The organism is Sphingomonas floccifaciens (assembly GCF_042681125.1).
GTDB lineage: Bacteria > Pseudomonadota > Alphaproteobacteria > Sphingomonadales > Sphingomonadaceae > Sphingomonas > Sphingomonas floccifaciens.
On record NZ_JBHUFC010000008.1, the window covers coordinates 23640 to 42729 of the forward strand.

Annotated in this window: 21 protein-coding genes; 9 read left to right on the forward strand and 12 right to left on the reverse strand. The window is 64.6% G+C overall.

Going from position 1 to position 19090, the window contains the following annotated elements; translation table 11 throughout:
* Positions 1-225: 225 nt before the first annotated feature.
* Both istA and istB read left to right on the forward strand, forming a co-directional pair.
* Positions 226-1737 (forward strand): IS21 family transposase, encoded by a 1512-nt coding sequence (gene istA / locus ACFSC3_RS16515; RefSeq protein WP_375244914.1) that lies wholly within the window; start codon positions 226-228, stop codon positions 1735-1737.
* The gene (gene istB / locus ACFSC3_RS16520; protein WP_375244915.1) at positions 1724-2452 is read left to right on the forward strand and encodes an IS21-like element helper ATPase IstB; all 729 of its coding nucleotides are present in this window, start codon (positions 1724-1726) and stop codon (positions 2450-2452) included. The genes istA and istB overlap by 14 nt, the downstream gene beginning before the upstream one ends.
* Before the next feature lie 64 nt (positions 2453-2516).
* On the opposite strand, the gene ACFSC3_RS16525 is transcribed toward istB, so the two are convergent.
* The 5 genes from ACFSC3_RS16525 to cyoA are packed head-to-tail and all read right to left on the reverse strand — an operon-like array spanning position 2517 to position 7540.
* Positions 2517-3311 (reverse strand): SURF1 family protein, encoded by a 795-nt coding sequence (locus ACFSC3_RS16525; protein ID WP_380941494.1) that lies wholly within the window; start codon positions 3309-3311, stop codon positions 2517-2519.
* Positions 3312-3325: 14 nt separating this feature from the next.
* Entirely contained in the window at positions 3326-3709 is a 384-nt protein-coding gene (gene cyoD, locus ACFSC3_RS16530) for a cytochrome o ubiquinol oxidase subunit IV (RefSeq protein ID WP_064311225.1), read from the reverse strand.
* Positions 3706-4341 (reverse strand): cytochrome o ubiquinol oxidase subunit III, encoded by a 636-nt coding sequence (gene cyoC / locus ACFSC3_RS16535; protein ID WP_380941495.1) that lies wholly within the window; start codon positions 4339-4341, stop codon positions 3706-3708. Before cyoC ends, cyoD begins: the two co-directional genes overlap by 4 nt.
* A 1-nt stretch (position 4342) precedes the next feature.
* Positions 4343-6340: a cytochrome o ubiquinol oxidase subunit I gene (cyoB, locus tag ACFSC3_RS16540; RefSeq protein ID WP_380941496.1), complete on the reverse strand. Its 1998-nt coding sequence runs from the start codon at positions 6338-6340 to the stop codon at positions 4343-4345.
* A 21-nt stretch (positions 6341-6361) separates the two neighbouring features.
* Positions 6362-7540, reverse strand: coding sequence for a ubiquinol oxidase subunit II (cyoA, locus tag ACFSC3_RS16545; RefSeq protein WP_380941497.1), 1179 nt, complete (start codon positions 7538-7540; stop codon positions 6362-6364).
* Between the two features lie 152 nt (positions 7541-7692).
* On the opposite strand from cyoA, the gene ACFSC3_RS16550 reads away from it, so the two are divergent.
* From ACFSC3_RS16550 to ACFSC3_RS16560, 3 genes are all read left to right on the forward strand, one after another.
* On the forward strand, positions 7693-9027 hold the full coding sequence (locus tag ACFSC3_RS16550) for an MFS transporter (RefSeq protein ID WP_064311229.1): 1335 nt from the start codon (positions 7693-7695) through the stop codon (positions 9025-9027).
* Positions 9006-9749, forward strand: coding sequence for an NAD(P)H-dependent oxidoreductase (locus tag ACFSC3_RS16555; protein ID WP_380941498.1), 744 nt, complete (start codon positions 9006-9008; stop codon positions 9747-9749). The genes ACFSC3_RS16550 and ACFSC3_RS16555 overlap by 22 nt, the downstream gene beginning before the upstream one ends.
* Before the next feature lie 71 nt (positions 9750-9820).
* Complete coding sequence (locus ACFSC3_RS16560; protein WP_064311231.1) at positions 9821-10009, forward strand: hypothetical protein; 189 nt, start codon at positions 9821-9823, stop codon at positions 10007-10009.
* 4 nt (positions 10010-10013) lie between these two features.
* Here ACFSC3_RS16560 and ACFSC3_RS16565 read toward each other — a convergent pair whose 3' ends face one another.
* The gene (locus ACFSC3_RS16565) at positions 10014-11018 is read right to left on the reverse strand and encodes an HWE histidine kinase domain-containing protein (protein ID WP_115381565.1); all 1005 of its coding nucleotides are present in this window, start codon (positions 11016-11018) and stop codon (positions 10014-10016) included.
* Positions 11019-11166: 148 nt separating this feature from the next.
* On the opposite strand from ACFSC3_RS16565, the gene ACFSC3_RS16570 reads away from it, so the two are divergent.
* Positions 11167-11712 (forward strand): hypothetical protein, encoded by a 546-nt coding sequence (locus ACFSC3_RS16570; RefSeq protein ID WP_064311233.1) that lies wholly within the window; start codon positions 11167-11169, stop codon positions 11710-11712.
* Here the strand turns inward: ACFSC3_RS16570 and ACFSC3_RS16575 are convergent.
* Positions 11709-12419, reverse strand: a complete 711-nt coding sequence (locus ACFSC3_RS16575; RefSeq protein WP_380941499.1) for a Crp/Fnr family transcriptional regulator — start codon at positions 12417-12419, stop codon at positions 11709-11711. The genes ACFSC3_RS16570 and ACFSC3_RS16575 overlap by 4 nt on opposite strands.
* A gap of 122 nt (positions 12420-12541) precedes the next feature.
* Positions 12542-13237 (reverse strand): OmpW/AlkL family protein, encoded by a 696-nt coding sequence (locus tag ACFSC3_RS16580; RefSeq protein WP_064311235.1) that lies wholly within the window; start codon positions 13235-13237, stop codon positions 12542-12544.
* A 101-nt stretch (positions 13238-13338) separates the two neighbouring features.
* On the opposite strand from ACFSC3_RS16580, the gene hemN reads away from it, so the two are divergent.
* Genes hemN through ACFSC3_RS16595 form a run of 3 tightly spaced genes read left to right on the forward strand, consistent with a single transcriptional unit; the run spans position 13339 to position 15909 of the window.
* The gene (gene hemN, locus ACFSC3_RS16585; protein ID WP_380941500.1) at positions 13339-14661 is read left to right on the forward strand and encodes an oxygen-independent coproporphyrinogen III oxidase; all 1323 of its coding nucleotides are present in this window, start codon (positions 13339-13341) and stop codon (positions 14659-14661) included.
* The gene (locus ACFSC3_RS16590; protein ID WP_157968817.1) at positions 14624-15403 is read left to right on the forward strand and encodes a helix-turn-helix domain-containing protein; all 780 of its coding nucleotides are present in this window, start codon (positions 14624-14626) and stop codon (positions 15401-15403) included. Before hemN ends, ACFSC3_RS16590 begins: the two co-directional genes overlap by 38 nt.
* A complete protein-coding gene (locus ACFSC3_RS16595) occupies positions 15400-15909 on the forward strand; it encodes a GNAT family N-acetyltransferase (protein ID WP_064311238.1) in 510 nt (169 codons plus the stop codon). Before ACFSC3_RS16590 ends, ACFSC3_RS16595 begins: the two co-directional genes overlap by 4 nt.
* Here the strand turns inward: ACFSC3_RS16595 and ACFSC3_RS16600 are convergent.
* The 4 genes from ACFSC3_RS16600 to ACFSC3_RS16615 form a co-directional block, all read right to left on the reverse strand.
* The gene (locus ACFSC3_RS16600; protein WP_198665978.1) at positions 15906-16385 is read right to left on the reverse strand and encodes a hypothetical protein; all 480 of its coding nucleotides are present in this window, start codon (positions 16383-16385) and stop codon (positions 15906-15908) included. The genes ACFSC3_RS16595 and ACFSC3_RS16600 overlap by 4 nt on opposite strands.
* A 5-nt stretch (positions 16386-16390) precedes the next feature.
* Entirely contained in the window at positions 16391-16846 is a 456-nt protein-coding gene (locus tag ACFSC3_RS16605; protein WP_337303186.1) for a L,D-transpeptidase family protein, read from the reverse strand.
* A gap of 138 nt (positions 16847-16984) precedes the next feature.
* On the reverse strand, positions 16985-18112 hold the full coding sequence (locus tag ACFSC3_RS16610) for a sensor domain-containing diguanylate cyclase (protein WP_115381577.1): 1128 nt from the start codon (positions 18110-18112) through the stop codon (positions 16985-16987).
* On the reverse strand, positions 18088-18777 hold the full coding sequence (locus tag ACFSC3_RS16615) for an MASE1 domain-containing protein (RefSeq protein WP_380941501.1): 690 nt from the start codon (positions 18775-18777) through the stop codon (positions 18088-18090). Before ACFSC3_RS16615 ends, ACFSC3_RS16610 begins: the two co-directional genes overlap by 25 nt.
* Positions 18778-19090 lie beyond the last annotated feature (313 nt).

Here is a 19090-nt window from a genome sequence, read left to right on the forward strand (position 1 = left end):
CTCGCGATCATAAGTGCACCGGCCTGAAACGGTCATGACACCGGCTGAAGCCTCAAAAGTCCGCGTTGTTACTTTATGGGGCGGGCGCGACCTTGACGGTGCATCGCACTGTGGATCGGCGTGGAAAAGGGACCCCGGTAGCGGGGTGATCGGCGTCGAAAAGGGACCCCTCATCCCGTTGGTCTAGGCTGTTCGCTTGGCGGTGTGTCAGGCGGCGAGATCGGGATGCTGGTATTGGAGACGGTGTTGAGGATCCGGCGCGAGCACGCGTCGGGGAAGGCCATCAAGGCGATAGCGCGGGACCTGCACCTGTCGCGCAAGGTGGTGCGCAAGGCGATCCGGGCGCCGGAAGCGGACATGGGGTATCGGCGGGAGGTACAGCCGCTGCCGAAGCTGGCGCCATTTCAGGCGCGACTGGATGCGTTGCTGGAGGAAGATGAGGCACGGCCGCGGCGCGAGAAGCTGCGCCTCACGCGCATCCACGACCTGCTGCTGCGCGAGGGGTTCGACGGCTCGTACGACGCGGTGCGGCGTTATGCGGCCCGCTGGCGGCGGGCGCGACGTCGCGATGTGATGAATGCGCCGGCGTTCATCCCGCTGCTGTTCCGGCCGGGCGAGGCTTACCAGTTCGACTGGAGCCACGAGGACGTGGAGATTTCGGGCAAGCCGATGCGGGTGAAGGTCGCGCATGTCCGGCTATGCGCGTCGCGGGCAATGTATGTGCGAGCCTATCCCCGCGAGACACAGGAGATGCTGTTCGACGCGCATGCGCGGGCGTTTGCCTTCTTCGGAGGTGTGCCGACGCGCGGCATCTACGACAACATGAAGACGGCGGTCACGAGCGTGTTCACGGGCAAGGAGCGTGTCTTCAACCGGCGCTTCCTGGTCATGGCCAACCATTACATGGTCGAGCCGACCGCCTGCTCGCCGGCGTCGGGCTGGGAGAAAGGTCAGGTCGAGAACCAGGTGCAAACCGCACGCGGCCGCTTCTTCCAGCCACGCCTGCGATTTACCAGCCTCGAGGAGCTGAACGGTTGGCTGGAGGCCGAGTGTCGGCGCTGGGCAGAGTTTCACCAGCATCCCGAGCAGAAGGAACTGACGGTTGCTCAGGCCTGGGCTGCCGAGCGCAGCGTGCTCCAGCCTGTTGTCGCACCCTTCGACGGCTTTCATGAGAGCGAGCATGCGGTAAGCGGCACATGCCTCATCAGCTTCGACCGCAACCGCTACTCCGTTTCTGCCAGGGTGGTGCGACGTGCCGTTCAGGTCCGCGCCTATGCCGACCGCATCGTCGTGTGCTGCGACGGGGAAGTCGTCGCCGACCATCCCCGGTTTTTCGGCCGGGACCGTACCATCTACGACCCGTGGCATTATCTGCCGGTGTTGGCGACCAAGCCGGGCGCCCTGCGGAACGGCGCGCCGTTCCAGGGCTGGGAGCTGCCGCCTGCGCTGGCACGACTGCGGCGCAAGCTTGGCGTCGGTGACGATGCCGACCGGCGGTTCGTGCGGGTGCTGGCCGCGGTGCTCGACGACGGACTCGAGGCGGTGGAAGCGGCCGTGCGCGAAGCATTGCTGGCCGGCGTCGCCAGCGACGACGTCATCGTCAACATCCTGGCCCGCCGGCGCGAACCGCCGCGACCGCTGACTATTGTCACGCCAGAAGACCTGGCGCTGCGCCATCCGCCCCGCGCCGACTGCAACCGCTACGACAGCCTGCGAGGCCTCCATGCAGCGGCATGAGATGATGACGGCCATGACCGAGTTGGGGCTGAAGGGCATGGCTGGCGCTTTCGACGAGGCGGTCACTACCGGTCTCCAGCGCAAGCGCACGACCATGGAGGTCCTGACCGACCTGCTGCGTGCCGAGGCGACGCACCGCCATGCAGCCTCGGTCCGTTACCGGATGTCGGCCGCCAGGTTGCCCGCGGTGAAGGACCTCGACGCCTTCGTCTTCGGCGACACTCCCATCAACGAGGGACTGGTGCGCTCGCTGTACAGCGGCTCGTTTCTTCCGGGCCGACGCAACGTCGTGCTGGTCGGTGGAACGGGTACCGGCAAGACGCATCTCGCCACCGCCATCACTGCCAATGTGGTACGAGCCGGCGCCCGCGGACGCTACTTCAACACAGTGGACCTGGTGAACCGGCTCGAGGAGGAAACGCGCCTTGGCAAGCCCGGCACGCTGGCGGCCCAGCTCTCGCGCCTCGACCTCGTGGTGCTCGACGAGCTTGGCTACCTGCCGTTTGCACGCTCGGGCGGTCAAATGCTCTTCCACCTCGTCAGCAAGCTCTACGAGCAGACCTCCGTCATCGTCACCACGAACCTCGCCTTTGGCGAGTGGCCGACCGTCTTTGGCGACCCCAAGATGACCACCGCACTGCTCGACCGTATTACCCACCATTGCGACATCGTCGAAACCGGCAACGACAGCTGGCGCTTCAAACATCGAAGCTGACGCCCAGGACCACCGGCAGAGAACGCTTCGCGCTGGTTGCGCCTCCGGTCGGGCTACGCCCGCCCTACGCCGCAACCAGCGCGAACGGTGCACCCGTCATACCCGTCACGCTGCTCGACGAAGGGGGTCCCTTTTGGACGCCGATAGGGGGTCCTTTTTGGACGCCGATTGACACCGCATAGGCGCAGAGCAGCGCGAGACCGAACCAGGTCAATGCGTAGACAAGATGGTTGTTCGGGAAAGTGATCACGGTCAGACCGCCCGCCGGCCATTCGCCCGGCGCACCTGCGTCAGCATCGATGAAGTAGGGGAGGGTATTTGAAAGGTCCCGAGCCGCGGCGATCGCGACGACGTCACGAGAGAACCAACGGTCCTGCTCGGGCCGGTTCGGGCGCAAGACTCGGCCGCCGGGCTCGCTGATGCGTAACAACCCGCTGACCCGGAGGATATCGTCGGGCAGTCCGTCGGAGCGGGCGGTACGGACCGAGCGCTCGGGCGGCACGAAGCCCCGATTGACAAGGATTGTTCCTCCCTTGTCGGTGACCAGAGGCGTCATCACCCAATAGCCGTTGCCCTGCTCCGTCACGGCCTGGACCAGTGTCTCCCGGTCATGGCGGAAGCGACCGACTGCGACGACTCGGCGATACTGCCAGTCGGCCGGTGAGTAGCGTTGCCATTCGGACCGCGCAGGCGCTGCAATCGGTGGCGCATGAACCCGCTGGTCCACAGCCTCGATCAAGGCCAGCTTCCAGGTGCGACGTTCGACCTGCCAGATGCCGAGCGAGGTGAACAAGGCGATGCCGGCGAGTGCCAGACCGGCGAGAAGCCATCGCTTACGAGACTGACGTTCCTCGCCCATGTCGCAGGTGAAGGTTAGCGCACCGGTCCTATGTGGCCGCCGCCCGGCATCGGCATCATGTTGGTGTTCAGATGGAACATGACCCAAATCGAACCGCCGATCGTTATCACCACGATCACGGCGGTGAATAGGAACGCCAAGAGCGTCCAGCCACCTTCCGATCTCGTGTCGAGGTGCAGGAAGCAGACGACGTGAACGACGATCTGGACGAGCGCGAGCGCGAAGATGACAGCTGCGATCCAGCCCGGGGCAGGGCCATCCTGCGACATGACCAGCCAGAACGGTACCACCGTGAGGACGATCGCGAGGAGCGACCCGATGCGATAGCCGAGCCGGCTGCCATGCCCGTGCGTGTCGCCGTGCGCGTGGAGCGCGGCGTCGTAGGGTTCGGTACTCAACGGATCACTCCATACAGATAGACGAAGGTGAAGACCCCGATCCAAATGATGTCGAGGAAGTGCCAGAACATCGACAGGCAGATCAGCCGTCGCTTCATGGGCTGGATCAGACCGTGCTGACCGATCTGGACCAGCGAGGCGGCGATCCAGATCAGGCCCACCGTCACATGGGCGCCGTGCGTTCCCACCAGGGTGAAGAAGGCCGACAGGAAGGCGCTGCGCTGCGGCCCGGCTCCTTCGGCAATCAGGTGCGAGAACTCGTAAAGCTCGACTCCGACGAAAGCGAGCCCGAGCAGGCCCGTGATCGCCAGCCAGAAGCGGGTGGGGCCAACCCGACCAGCCTCCATGTGCGGCATGGCCTCGCCGAAAGTGATGGAAGAGGCGAGCAGGAAAGCGGTGTTGAGCGCGACGAGCTTCAGGTCGAAGATCTCGCGCGGCACCGGACCGCCCGCATAGCTGGTGCTCACCACCCCGAACATCGCGAACAGCGAGGCGAAGATGAGCGCGTCGCTCATCAGGTAGATCCAGAAGCCCAGCACGGTGGCGCCGTTGCCGCCGTGATCATGGTCTTCCTGTTCGGCAAGGTGCCAGGTGGTGCCCGTCTCCGGGGCGCTCAGTGCGTGGTCGGTCATCTCAGGCTCCAGCAGCCAGCAGCTGCCGCCGCTCGCTTTCCGTGCGGGTCACTTCTTCCGAGGGGATGAAGTAGTCGCGCTTGAAGTTGAAGGTATGGCCGACAGCGACGACCAGCAGGCCGGCGAAGCTGAGTGCAGCGAGCCACCACATGTACCAGACCATCCCGAAGCCGAGCGCGAGGGCCAGACCGGACAGGATCACGCCTGTCCCAGTGTTGCGCGGCATATGGATTGGGCGGAACCCTTCCGCGGGCCGCTCATAGCCGCGCGACTTCATGTCGTACCAGGCATCCAGGTCGTGGACGACAGGCGTGATCGCGAAGTTGTAGGCTGGCGGCGGCGAGCTGGTCGACCACTCGAGCGTACGGCCGTTCCAGGGATCACCGGTCGTGTCTGCAAGCGCTTTGCGCTTCACGAAGCCCATGACGATGCTCATCACGAAACCGAGGATGCCGACCAGAATGATGACGGCGCCGATCGCGGCGATGATGAAGTATGGTTGGATGCTCGGATCGTCGAAGTGGTGGACGCGCCGCGGCTCGCCCATCAGGCCGACGACATAGATCGGCGTCCAGGCCACCCAGTAGCCGATCACCCAGCCCCAAAAGGCGACCTTGCCCCAGAACTCGTCGAGCTTGAAGCCGAACGCCTTGGGGAACCAGTACGTCATGCCGGCGAACAGCGCGAAGACGACGCCGCCGATGATGACGTTGTGGAAGTGGGCGACGAGGAACAGCGAGTTGTGGAGGACGAAGTCGGCAGGCGGAATGGCGAGAAGCACGCCCGTCATGCCGCCGACCACGAAGGTCAGCATGAACGCAACGACCCACTGCATCGGCAGCTCGAAGCGGATATCACCCTTGTACATTGTGAACAGCCAGTTGAAAATCTTGGCCCCCGTGGGGATCGAGATCACCATCGTGGCGATACCGAAGAAGCTGTTGACCGTGGGGCCAGCGCCCATGGTGAAGAAGTGGTGCAGCCAGACCAGATAGGAGAGGATGGTGATGACCACCGTCGCGTAGACCATCGACGAGTAGCCGAAGAGCGGCTTGCCCGAGAAGGTCGCGGTGATCTCCGAGTAAATGCCGAAAGCCGGAAGAACGAGAACATAGACCTCCGGGTGACCCCAGATCCAGACCATGTTCCAGTACATCATCGGCGCGCCGCCGAGCTCGTTGGTGAAGAAGTTCGTCCCGACGTAACGGTCGAGCATCAGCAGGAAGAAGGCGGCGGTCAGCGCTGGGAAGATGGCGATGGCGAGCACGTTGCTGCACAGCGCCGTCCAGCAGAAGACCGGCATCTTCATCATCGTCATGCCCGGGGCACGCATCTTGATGACTGTCGCGACCATGTTGATGGCCGATAAGGTTGTGCCGACACCCGCTATCTGGAGCGACCATAGGTAATAGTCGACGCCGGTGTCGGGACTGTAGGCGAGCCCGGCCAGCGGCGCATAGGACAACCACCCGGTCCGGGCGAACTCACCGACGAATAGCGAGATCATCACCAGCACCGCGCCTGCTGCGGTAAGCCAGAAGCTCAGGTTGTTGAGGAACGGGAACGCGACGTCGCGCGCGCCGATTTGGAGCGGCATGACGTAGTTGATGATCCCCACGACTAGCGGGATCGCGACGAAGAAGATCATGATCGTACCGTGCGCGGTGAAGATCTGATCATAGTGGTGAGCGTTGAGATAGCCCTCGTTCGGCCCGAAGGCGATCGCCTGCTGCAGCCGCATCATGATGGCGTCGGAGAACCCCCGCAGCAGCATGATGATGCCGAGAATGATGTACATGATACCGATCTTCTTGTGATCGACGCTCGTGAACCATTCCGACCAAAGATAGCCCCAGAGGCGGAACTTCGTGACGGCCCCGACGATGCCGAGCCCGAGCAGGGACACGACGATGAAGGTGGTGAGCAGGATCGGCTCATGGATCGGGAAGGATTCCCAGGTCAGCCGACCGAAGACGGATTTGAGGATGGATTCAGACATCGTGCTTCCGTTCGCGGGGGGTCAGGCCCGCACGGCGCGCGCGGCGCCGGGGACGAGGATGGGAGAGACCGCAGACATGTCGCGGTTGCGCTGGTCGCCTGGTTTGGTCTGGCCCGGCGCGCCGGGTTTTCCGGGCTTGGTCACGTTCGGACCGGAGCCCTTGTCCTCAGGAGCCTTCTGAAGCGCCGGAACCGGCTTCTCGCCGATGATCGGTGCTGCACCACGGCCAGGCGCCATGCCGGCTCCCATTCGATGATCGTTGGGGTTGCCGCCCGCGCGGGCCATGTCGCGCGCCATCACGTCGACCATGCACGGCTTGCCCGGCTCGACGCAGCGGTTGACAATCCGATCGAAGAGGCCGGACTGGACCGAGGCGAAGCGCATCACGGGCACCTTCTCACTCGGCTTGGCCAGGTCGATGTAGTTGGCCGTCTGGAGCGCGCCGCCGCCTGCCTTGATGCCGGACACCCAGCGGGCGAAATCGTCGGGACTCCGTCCGTAGAACTTGAACCGCATGTCCGAATAGCCGCGCCCGGTATAATTGCCGGAGTATCCCTCGCTGGTGACCGGCTTGTTGATGACGGCGTTCAGCTCGGACTTCATCGTCGGCATGGCATAGATCATGCCCGCCAGCGTCGGCACGTACAGGGTGTTGAACTGGTCGGTCGAGGTGATCGAGAAATGCACCGGAACGTCGACGGGGAGCGCCAGCTCGTTCACCGTGGCGATGCCGAGGTCGGGGTAGATGAACAGCCATTTCCAGTCGAGTGCGATCGCCTGAACCTCGAGCGGCTTGGTGCCGGCGGGAACAGGGCGCCCCGGACCGAGCCGCTCGAGCGGCCGGAATGGGTCAAGCAGGTGCGTGCTGGTCCAGGTGACCGCGCTCAGCGCGATGATGATCAGAAGCGGGCAGGCCCAAATCACGAGTTCGAGCGTCGTCGAGTGGTCGAACTTGGGATCATATGTCTTGTTGGCGTTGCCGCGCCGGTACTTGCGGGCGAATACCACCGTCAGCACCATGACCGGCACGATGATGAGCATCATGACGCCTGTCGAGAACAGGATAAGGTCGCGCTGCTGGACGGCGATGTCGCCGGCCGGGTTCATGACGACCATGTCGCAGCCGCCGAGCAGCGCAGGCAGCGCGAGCATAGGCAGGCGCTTGGCCCAGCGGATGAGGTTCGGTCCTGGTCTCAGCATGCGTCCCCGCTAATCCTCCACACCTCGACCGACTTTGACCGGGGTCAAAGGTCCGTCGATTGCTTACAGTTACGGGGAGGCTATACCAACCAGGATCGGTGCGCGCCACGTGCGCAACGCTCCGCGGGCGGCTGGATGGAGGACGTTGACGGATGGTAGCCAATACTCTCGACAGGGCGAATTCGACGCCGCTGGAGCGTGACGCTCGCCTGATCAACGCCCGCGAGCACGAGGTACGGCCGGCGGATATTGCCGTGGGCGTGATCATCGGGCGCTCGACGGAGTTCTTCGACTTCTTCGTCTATGCCATCGCCTCGGTACTCGTGTTCCCGAGCCTGATCTTCCCCAACGTCAGCGCGCTCCAGGGGACGATCTACTCCTTCGCCATTTTCGCGCTTGCGTTCGTGGCCCGGCCCTTCGGCGCGTTCGCCTTCCTCTGGCTTGACCGGCGCCACGGACGCGGTGTGAAGCTGACCATCGCGATGTTCCTGCTCGGCGGCTCGACCGCCGCCATGGCCTTCCTGCCGAGCTATGGACAGGTCGGAGGGATGGCTGCCGTCCTCCTCGCCCTCTTCCGGATCGGACAAGGCGTCGCGCAGGGCGGCACCTGGGACGGCCTGCCCGCTCTCCTGTCTCTCAACGCGCCGGCCAATCGTCGTGGCTGGTTTGCGATGATCCCGCAGCTCGGCGCGCCGATCGGGCTGTTTGTGGCGGCTGCGGTGTTCGCGTTCCTGCTGACGACGCTCAAGCCTGCCGACTTCCTCGATTGGGGTTGGCGCTATCCGTTCTTCGTCGCCTTCGTCATCAACGTCGTCGCACTGTTCGCCAGGCTGCGTCTAATTTCGACGCCGGAGTTCGAGGAGCTCTTCGACAGCCGAGAGCTGCAGCCCTCGCCGGTGGGTCAGATGTTCCGCGAGGAAGGACGCACGGTCATCCTGGGCGCGTTCGCGCCGCTTGCGAGCTTCGCGCTCTTTCACCTGGTTACGGTGTTTCCGCTTTCCTGGGTCGTGCTCACGTCCGGCGAGACGGCGACACACTTTCTCGTGATCGAGATGGTCGGCGCAGCTGTCGGTCTCGTGGCGGTCGCAGCCTCGGGGATCGTCGCCGATCGCATCGGCCGGCGAACGCTTCTGGGCATCTCGGCGGCGATGATCGGCGCCTATAGCGGGTTCGCGCCGCAACTGCTCGGGCGCGGGCCCGCCGGCGAGTGGGTGTATATGCTGCTCGGCTTCGTTCTGCTGGGGCTATCCTTCGGTCAGTCGTCGGGCGCGACCAACAGCAGCTTCTCGGCGCGGCACCGCTATACGGGCGCCGGGACCACGGCGACGGCCTCCTGGTTCATCGGCGCCGCCTTCGCGCCCTTGGCGGCCCTCCTGCTCGCCAGCAACTTCGGCCTGATCTCCGTAGGTGCCTATCTCCTTTCCGGCGCCGCCTGCACGCTGGGTGCGCTCGCGCTGAACCGTGAGTGGGGACGTCGAAGCGCATGACCGGAGCAAATGCCATGGAAAGCACAACCCGCGGCCGAGCGGACACCGGGTTCAATCATCTGGTCATCCTTGCCAATCCGGCTGCTGACGGCTTCGACCACGCGATCGCGACCGCCTATTCGCAGGAGGTCGAACGACTTCACCAGTCGGTGCATGTCCGTGACCTTTACGCGCTCGGCTTCGATCCGGTGCTGCGCGCGGATGAACGGCCGACTGAGCCCGGATGGTCGCCATCGCCAGACGTGGCGGCAGAACTCGAGCTGGTCCGCCGGTGTGATATTGTGGTCTTCATCTACCCGATCTGGTTCGGCCTGCCTCCGGCCATGCTCAAGGGCTATGTCGAACGGGTACTCGGTGCCGGCTACAGCTTCCGCGATCTTCAGGTCGCGGCGGGCCAGCCGCCTGTGGCGGGCAAGCCCCTCCTGTCGTTCAGCACGTCGGGAGCATCGTTGCCGTGGCTCGACGAGCAAGGGCAGGTTCTCTCTCTCAAGGACATCTTCGACGTCTATCTCTGGCGCGGGCTCGGCATGAGCCAGGCAGACCATGTGCGGATCGACTCGGTGGTGCCCGGCATGAACGCCGCCTATGCCGCCGAGCAGCTTGAGCGTGTCCGGGCAGCAGCCGAGAAAGCCTGCGCCAATCTCGCCTCGGGCCGGTATCGCGAACAGGCTGAGGCCGCGGTTCGACGCCGCGCCGCCTCGGAGCAGGATCACGCGTCCTGAGCGAAGGCTTGAGACAAAGCGCTTTGAACTGACCGGTCGGAAAGACGTTCTGTCGGTGAGGAGCGAATCCTATGAAAGAAGTCTTCGACGAGGCATCCAAGGCGGAAGAGGTTCAGGGCGTTGTCGTTGTGACCGGCCCCGACTCGGTTGATGTCGCGATGACGCCCGCGGCGGCGCTTCGCTCTGCCGAGCGGATCAGTTCAGCGGCTGTCGAAGCGCTGATCGGTGAGAGCGGCCGGAACGCCAAGGACTCGCACTGAGCAATCAGGCGCGCAGCGCCGCTACGGGTGCATGAAGCGACCAGATCAGGCCGGACGGCAATTCCTGGATGTCGGCTTGACCCCGCAGCCGGCGCGGTGTGGCGGTGAGCAGCAGACGCTTGCCGAGACCGTCGGGCAGGGGCGACCGATGCCGCGGACCGTCGCGCTCAGCCCATTGCAGCCATAGGTAAGGCTCATCCAGCGCGCTCACCTCCCAGCGTACTTCTACATAGCCGCCCCGGACCGTCAGCGCGCCCGAACTGAGGGCATGGACTTCAAGTTCATGCAGGGCGAGCGCCAGGGCGGCGCCGTTCGCCGAGGCGATCGGAAGGGGAGGGCCCTTGATCCGGATCCGACCGGTCCCGCCCTCTGCGAGCGCGACGCGCACCAGAGTGTCGAGGTCGCTGAACTGCGCATGCGGTTGCAGCATCAGGTCGGCTATCCGGGTCAGCATAGCGACCCGTGCCGCGATCTCCCGTCCTGCTTCAAGCGCCGGGCGATCGCCGTCGAGTGCTTGGCTGATCAACGCCGATACGATGGCGAGAAGATTGCGAAGCTGATGGCGCGCCGCACCGATAGAGATAATCCCGTCGGTCGCGCCGGCAAGAGCGTCCCCTCGGCTCAATCCGAGCTTCTCCGCGGCGAGGGGAAACGGATCGCAGAGACGTTCTTCCGTGCCGTCGAGCAGCAGCAGAACGGTTTGGTCGCCATCGGCGATGATGTGCGACACTGCAGCCGGGGCGACGCTGAGCGCGCGCCCGTCCGGCGTCGTGAACACATGTAGGTCCGGCGTCTCCTGTCCGGCCGATGCAGAAGCTGAACTAGGCTTGCCGTGATGCTCGATGGCAACGCCGTCTCGATTTGAAGAGAGCGGCTTCACTCCGACCACATCCAGCGCGCTCGAGAGACGAGCCGCAAAGGCGCTGTCGCCGACTTGTGCTTTGTCGAGAAGCGCAAGTGCCCGGCGCGCAAGTTCTACAGCCGCCTTTTCTCCATCCTGGCCGATCATCGTTCTCCTCGCTTGCCGGTCCACGCACACTTAGAGCAAGGCGCGTGGCGTTAACCGGTAGCGTAGTGCTCACCTTCCGACCAACTTTGATTCCCGTCAAATGCAGCGGAGGAAAACCGTGGGAAGGAGCAGGCTGGAGGATCGCCCCGTGGACAACAAGCCCATCGATCGACAGGTGCTTCCGTTTCGCAGACGCTGGCACGTCATCGCCGAAGTCGATCTGGCACCGCTCCTGGCCGACCATGCGGCGGTCAGGCGGATGTGTCGCTCGGTCGAAGCTTTGGCCGATCGCCTTGCGGACGTGCCCGGGCCCGAGGAGCGGTATGCCGTCGCTGACCAGATCGAGCGATGCATCCGCGATCACGTGACCATCACCAGCGCGTTCCTCGAGCGCATGTTCGCCGGCCAGGACCTCGCCTTCGGCGGGGGGCTGTTGACCCGCATATTGCTCGACCAGATCGCCGACGGGGTGCACGCCGAGGACGTGATCGAGGCGTTGCGCGTCGACGTTCTCGATCCGGGAAGCGTCGAGACACTCGGCTACATGCTTCGTTGTCTATTCGATAGTTGCCGGCGTGCGCTGGACTTCGAGGAACTCGCGCTGCTGTCGCTGGGCGGACCGCGCCTGTCGCGCGACGCTCGTGAAGCGCTGGAACATGTCCTGGACACTTCTGCCGCGGGCGCAGCTGCCTAGGCCGCTGCTGCAATCGCCTCGAGCGCTGCCCGGTCGGAGATCGTCACCGCGCGCGTGCCCGGCAAGGTGATGATGCCCGAGGCTTTCAGGCGCGTCAGTTGCCGGCTCACGGTCTCGATCGTAAGACCGAGCACATCGGCCATCTGGCCACGGGTGAGCGGTAGATCGAAGGTGAGGGGGCCGCCAAGCGCAGGGCGACAACCGCCCGCTCCGACCTTCGCAGCCATTTCGAGAAGGAAGTCCGCCACCTTCTCGCTCGCCGACTTGCGTGCCAGCATCAGCATGCGCGAACGCGCCTCCTGAAGCGCGGTCAGGGTTCGCTGGAGCAGCAAGCGCTCCATGCGGGCATGATCTTCGAGCACGTGCTCGAACTGTCGTCGCGGAAAGACACACAGCTCGACGTCGGTCAGAGCCTCGACCGTATTATCGGCCTCGTCGGCGTAAGGCTGCCCGACGAAGTCGGCCGGATAGAGCAGCCCGACGATCTGCTCGCGGCCATCCGGCGTCGACGTCGCGAGCTTCAGCATGCCGCTCAGGAGGTTGGCGCAGATGACGCTTTCATCGCCGGCCCAGATGATGGTGGACCCGCGGGGGTAGCGGCGCCGCTCCCCGATCGAATTGAGCGCCCGCAGTTCACCGTCGTCGAGGCTGCCGCACAAAGCGGCGTCGCGAACCGCGCAATCCAAGCAAATGTTCGAGCTTGCCATGGGAACGATATAGCGATCACTCTCCCCGTTGTCCTCCCAGAAACCCGGTAAGCTACCGTTCGACGGACAAAGAGGCGAGCCCGAAGGCCTGAGAGGGGAGTTCCTCTCAGGCCCGCTCGCTCCTAGAGCCTGAACCCGAGGCCGACGCCGACCACGAACGGATCGAGATGGAGCTTTACCTGCTGCGTTCCGACGGCCGTGGTCTGCAGCCGGGCGGTGGTGTCGATGTCGATATATTTGACGTCGAGGTTGAGGAAGACCTTGCGGGTGAGATCGACATCCACGCCCGCCTGCGCGGCCCAGCCGAAGCTGTCATTCATGTGAACGCGGGTGGTTCCTACCGCCTTCTCGAGCCCTGCAGAGGCCTTCTCGTTCCAGAAGATCGTGTAGTTGAGGCCGGCACCGACATAGGGTCGGACGTGGCTTGCCGGCGCAAAATGGTACTGAGCCGTCAGCGTCGGCGGAAGCACCCAGGTCGAGGCGAGCCGACCGATGGATCCTGTCGTTCCGGTGCGACCGTCCGCGTGGTGCTTCGTCGTCGAGGCGATGAGTTCGAAGCCGACATGATCCGACGCCATGTAGGTCGCATCCACCTCGGGCATGAAGCTGTTGTCCACCCGGACCTTCTCGCCCGGGAAGGCGGGGAGCACGCTTCCGGAGCGCTCGTTGGGTGCGACCATGATGGCTCGCACACGCAACAGGACGTCGCCCGACCTCACGCCGGTCTGCTGGTCCGCATTCGTCTGCGCAGCCGCGGGAGTGGCTACCGCTGAAAGGGCGAGGGCGCCCGCTGCGCCGATGAACACTGTTCGCTTCATACAAACCTCCGTGGTGATGACCCACGGCTAGGAAGGGTTGAGCGGGCGAGCTTTGACCACCGTCAAAGACGATCGCGGGCGTTCATTGCACTCGGGCATGTATGTGGACCTATCATCCCGATCTTCTGGCGCGTCCGGTGCCTCGCTATACCAGCTATCCGACGGCTGCCGAGTTCACCAGCACCGTCGACGGTTCGGATCTGGCGAGCGGTCTTTCGGGCGTGCGGCCGAATGAGGACATCTCGCTTTACCTGCACATTCCATACTGCCGGGAAATCTGCTGGTATTGCGGGTGCAATACGGGAGCCGCGACGAAAGAAGCGCGGCTGACCGCCTACATCGACCGCTTGCACGACGAGGTCGACCTTGTTGCTGCCCATCGCGGCGGACGCGGACAGGTGCGGCGTATCGCGTTCGGCGGCGGGAGCCCTAACGCCATAGCACAGCAAGCGTTTTCGGCTCTGCTCCAGCACGTCAAGCGCGCCTTCGATTGTTTCGAGCCGATCGTCTCGGTAGAGCTCGATCCGCGCGGTTTCGATGAGGGATGGGCGTCGACGCTGGCTGATGCCGGGGTCCGTCGGGCCAGCCTTGGCGTTCAGACATTCGACCCGGCGATCCAGGCCGCGATCGGCCGCGTGCAGCCCCACGAACATATCGGGCGGACAGTGGAGCTTCTGCGGCAGGCCGGTATCGACAGCCTCAACTTCGACCTCATGTACGGATTGCCCGGCCAGGATGTCGCAAGCTTGGCCGGGACGCTGGAGGCTGCGCTCGCGTTCGCTCCCGACCGACTGGCCGTGTTCGGCTATGCGCATGTGCCGCAACTCATCCCCCGTCAGCGCCGCATCGACGCCTCGCGCCTGCCCGGACCCGAACAGCGGTTCCAGCAAGCAGCGTACGCCTATGAGCTGCTGCTCGGTCGCGACTACCGGGCTGTGGGCTTCGACCATTTCGCACGCGCCGAGGATCCGCTCGCGCTAGCGTCGGCAGAAGGGCGGCTGCGCCGGAACTTTCAGGGCTTCACGGACGACGCTGCGGATTATGTGCTCGGCCTCGGCTCGAGCGCGATCAGCGCTCTTCCCGACCGGCTTCTCCAGAACGAAAAGAACACGGGGCGTTGGCATCTGGCGGTCGGGGCCGGACGGCTGCCGGTCGAGCGGGGTAGCTACCGTAGCCCGGACGATCAGGCCCGTGGCCTCATTATCGAGCAGATCCTCACGCGCGGATCGGCGGACCTCACGCCCTTGCTGGACCGCGCCTGCTACCGAGCGCCCCTGCTCGACTTCGAGCGACGCGGCCTGCTCGCCTGGGAAGGGGCCCGGATCGTCCTGACGGACGGAGCGCTCCCCTATGCTCGAGCGGTCGCGGCGCGTATCGACGCTTATCGTGACCAAAGCACCGGTCGCTTCAGCAATGCCATCTGACGCTGCCCCAGCTTTCCGCGAAACGCTCCCTGCGAAGGATGTGGGAGGAGCGTTCGAGAACATGCCGTGCGACCTATGCGCTTCTTTCCAGCCTGAGAACGGTGAGGATCGGCGCGATGCCGGCCGGCGCTATGCGGTGCGCAGGGGTCAGGCCATCGGCGATATCGCGGCTACCGACAGCTGGTGCGCCAGCTTAGCGACCGGTGTCCTGCGCATCGACGCGTCGCAAGGCGCGGCGCCGCGAACGGTCGGGCTGATCTTCCCAGGACAGATCGTCGCTCATCCCTTCGACGCCGACCCGTGCGGCACGGCAGTTGTTGCCGTGACGCGCTCGAACATCTGCCTTCATGCACGCGGCGATCTGCAACACGTCACCGAGCACTATCCGAGCATCAGGCGGTTGCTCCTGCGCAGCGCATTTCAGACCCTTGCCGAAACGCGGCGGTGGATGCTCGTGATCAGCCGCCCGCGGGCGCGCGAACGGGTCGCCGCCTTTCTTGTCTCGGTTGCGGGAAGATTCCCAACCTCCGGCCACGACACCTTCGATCTCGTGCTCAGTCGTGGCCGGATCGGTGAGCTTCTCGGCCTCTCGCTCGAAACGGTCAGCCGTCAGATCCACGCTTTGGCGAAAGCGGGGCTGATTGCGCTTCCGCGTCGCCGCCATGTCCGTCTGCTGAATCGAAGCGGTCTCGAAGCCGTTGCCGGCATCACCTTCCGCCATCCCTCAGGAGCAGCTGCATGACCTCTGACGAGATCGCCCATCTACAGACACGGTCCGGCTTTCGCCTCAGCGTGCGGACGGCGTCAGCCGAAGATGAAACAAGGCTCGCGGACTTTTTCCAGCAAGTCGGCCCGGAGGATCTGCGGTTTCGCTTCCTCAGCACGGTTCGGAACGTCTCTCACGATCGGCTTGTCACGATGGTCGATCCTGATGGTCGGACCGACAGCGTCATCGCCGAGAATGAGGACGGTGAGATCGTCGCAACCGCCATACTGGCGGGCGATCAGGCCGGCGACCGCGGTGAGGTCGCCGTCAGCATCCGCAGCGACCACAAGGGCCGCGGGATCGGGTGGACGCTGTTAGACTATCTGGTCGACACGGCTCGTGCTCGGGGCTACGCGAGCATCGAGTCGATCGAAGACCGACAGAACCGCGCCGCGATTGCGCTGGAGCAGGAGATGGGATTCGTCACCGAGCCCGTCGACGGCGAGCCGACACTGATCCTGGTGCGAAAGAGCCTCAGCTAGGGCTCGGCGCTCAAGACCGACAGGCGCGTACCGGTCCCGCTGCTTGCTAAAGACTCGCGCGTGACCAGCAACGTCGCTCCCGGCTGGACGATCCCCTCGAGCTTGATGCGGAACGCATCGGGAAGGTGACCGCGGCTACGCTCCGAGTCCGTCAGCTCGCCAGCCTCCCCCAGCGCCTGGCCGGGCAGCGGCAGGCGAAGCCAATGCGGGCCTGCCTGATCAACGGATCGCAGGGTGAACGCCTCTGTCCTGGAGACGGGCGCGTCGAGCTGGATGGTGGCCGACCCGATTTCCACGCCGTTGCGCAACACGACGAGCCGCCGGTCGCGACCGCTCACGACGATCGAAAGCGGGCCTGTGGGAGAACGTTCGGGCATCCAGCGATAGCTCTTGGGCGCGGCATGACCGTCCTCCGGCACCTCGGCGAGCATGTCCGCGGGTGCAACTTCCGGCACGAGAGCATCGTCGGTGATCACGACCGTCAGACCGGGCTTGGTGGCACCGTACAGGAGCTTGCAAAGGCGAGCGGAAGCCGCACACACCCATGGCTCGCTGGATAGCCAGGCAGGGCGCCGGCGTGGAGAGCGACGCCATCCCAGGTCAACCTCTGCATGAACGGCATCGGGGCGCCGTTGTAGAGGTTGGATTTGTGGTCCACTTCCTTCTGGAGGATCGTGAAGACTCCGGTCGGCGTTTCATGGCCGGGCATGCCTGATGAGATCGTGGACACCCCGATTGGAACGCCGTTGCGATAGACGAACGCGCGCTGTGCCTTGAGGCTGACGATCATCGTGACAGGGCCGTCAGGCGCAATCTGCGGTGCCCAGAAGTATTCGCCGGGCTTCAGCTTCTCGATAGGCCCGGCGACCGGTGCCGGAGCCACGTTCTGGAGGGGGTGTGCGGCTGCGAGCAGTAGGGCAGGGATGAAGGGCAACACCACTGAGCTTTCGAGAGGGAGGGCAGTCGATCGTTGTCGCTGCGGCCACCCTGTAATCCCGACGCCCTGAACGCGAAGCCTGCGGGCGCACGGCTTTGCCGCACTACCGATTGCTGAGGTGTCTCTCGAACGCGGACTTCAAGCGGCGATCGAGAGACGATTGCGGCCCGCACCTTTCGATGCGTAGAGGGCCGCATCCGCCGCCCGCAGCGCCTCTGCGAGGCTTCGGTCCTCACGCAGGGCTGCGAGCCCGACGCTTACCGTCGTTGCCACCGAGCTCCCGTCGGGCGCGGTGACGGTTGCGGCGGCGAACTGTGCTCTCACACGCTCGCAAGCCTCCTGGGCCTCGACCTGGCTCAGGCCGTCGAAGAGCACGCCGAACTCCTCTCCGCCCAATCTGGCGACGGTGTCAGCGGACCGCACGTTCGCCTTGAGAATGGCTGCGAATGCCCGGAGCACATCGTCGCCGGTCGCGTGGCCGAAGCGGTCGTTGACTCTCTTGAAAAAATCAAGATCGAACAGCGCGAGATAGCTTCGCCCATGGCATGCAGTAACGTCGGCAATGGCGTCCTCATAGGCGGCTGTGAAGATACGACGATTCGAGAGGCCGGTGAGCGGATCCGTTGCCGCGGCACGCGCCAGGTTGAGCTCACGCGCTTTGCGCCTGGACACCTCTCGCACGACGTTGACCGTGCCGGTGACCTCGCCGTCCTCGGCGCTGATGGCGCGGGCATGGCTTTCGAACCAGGCGAGCTCGCCCGACGCCTTGTGGGCTCGGAACTCGAACATCACCGTCGCCGCCGGATCGGCCATGGCGTTTCTGTGCGCACGGATAACGCGGTCGATATCCTCGAACGCCACCACGTCACGCGCGAGACGACCGGTCACCGCTGCAGGAGAGAAGCCGGCGATCACCGAGAGAGACGGCGAGGCGAAACGGATCGTACCATCGGCGTCGACGGCCATGATGATATCGCCGCTACGGTCCGCGATGATGCGATGCAGCGCTGCGCCCTCCTGCACGGCAGAAAAAAGGAGCTTGCGCCGCTTCAACTCGGTGGCGACCGGGAGAGCGATCAGCGTCGCAAAAACCAGATAGAGTTGGAAGAGCTGGAGCTTGGTTCCGATCCCGGTGCCTGGCGGGGTTATGGGCCCGAGCCCTTCCGCCGTGCAGGCAGTGCCGACCACCGTCAACACCAGCAGAGAGATAGCCGCGCCGAGGCGACCGATCCGAAAGACCATCAGCAGCAGGGGAACGAACGGCACGTACAGAAGAGGGTAACGGCTCGCAAAAACGAGCTCGTGACGGCGACCATCAAAGCTGTCAGCGCACCCGCTTCGATCAACTCGCGCCGATCAACCTTGCGTACCCATCCGCTGATATCGCCTCCGACCGCCAGCTTCACGATCGGCATAACGGTCAAGGTCCCGAGCGCATGGGCGCAGAACCAGCCGATCATGTTATGGGTGATCGGAACACCAGCGGCGTAGTGTGCCAGGGCGCCTGCGGGGAGTGCCGTCAGGCCGGGAACGAGGATCCCTGCGACCACGATCAGCGTGCCGAGCTCTCGCACCGATGTCAGATGACCCGGCTCCGGTTCGAGGCGCCGCATGAGCCATGCGATCGCGCTGCCCTCGAAAACATTGATCGCGGCCATCGGCAGCGCCACGGCAGCGCCCAGCCCCTGGAGCGAGGTGGCAAGCGCGCTCGCTGCGGCGCAAACAACCATTCTCAGGGTCCAGGAGCGTTCCGGTCGATAACGAAGATCGACCGCCAGAATCGGCGTGGCGATCCATAGAAGGGCGACCCCGCCATCGAGGCGCGTATAGCGGACGGCGAGCAGAGCGGCAGCGAAGTAGCTCAGTCCCAGCAGCAAGGCCTGGGGGAACTCGATACGCCAGTGATGAAGAAGATCCCTGAACCGTGACATGACCAGAAACTAGGCCACAATGGTTTACAGATACCTGCCGAAGGGGTGATTAAGCGGAGGCGACGGGCCGCGGGTTGGATGGCCTGACGAACCTCGGCAAGCGCTGAACAAGGGCATCAACCGGTGCAGGTCGGGTGCGTTGCCGGAATGCGCGCCCCACCGGCTCACCAGAACGCCACGCATGCGACGCTGGTCCTGCGTTCCGGTCGTGTCACATCAGCGAAGTCGTTCATCCTTTTCCTGACCGGGAGCGAACACCGCAGTAAGAGCTTGACCCTGACACAATGTCAGACCTTACATGTCCTCGGGTCGA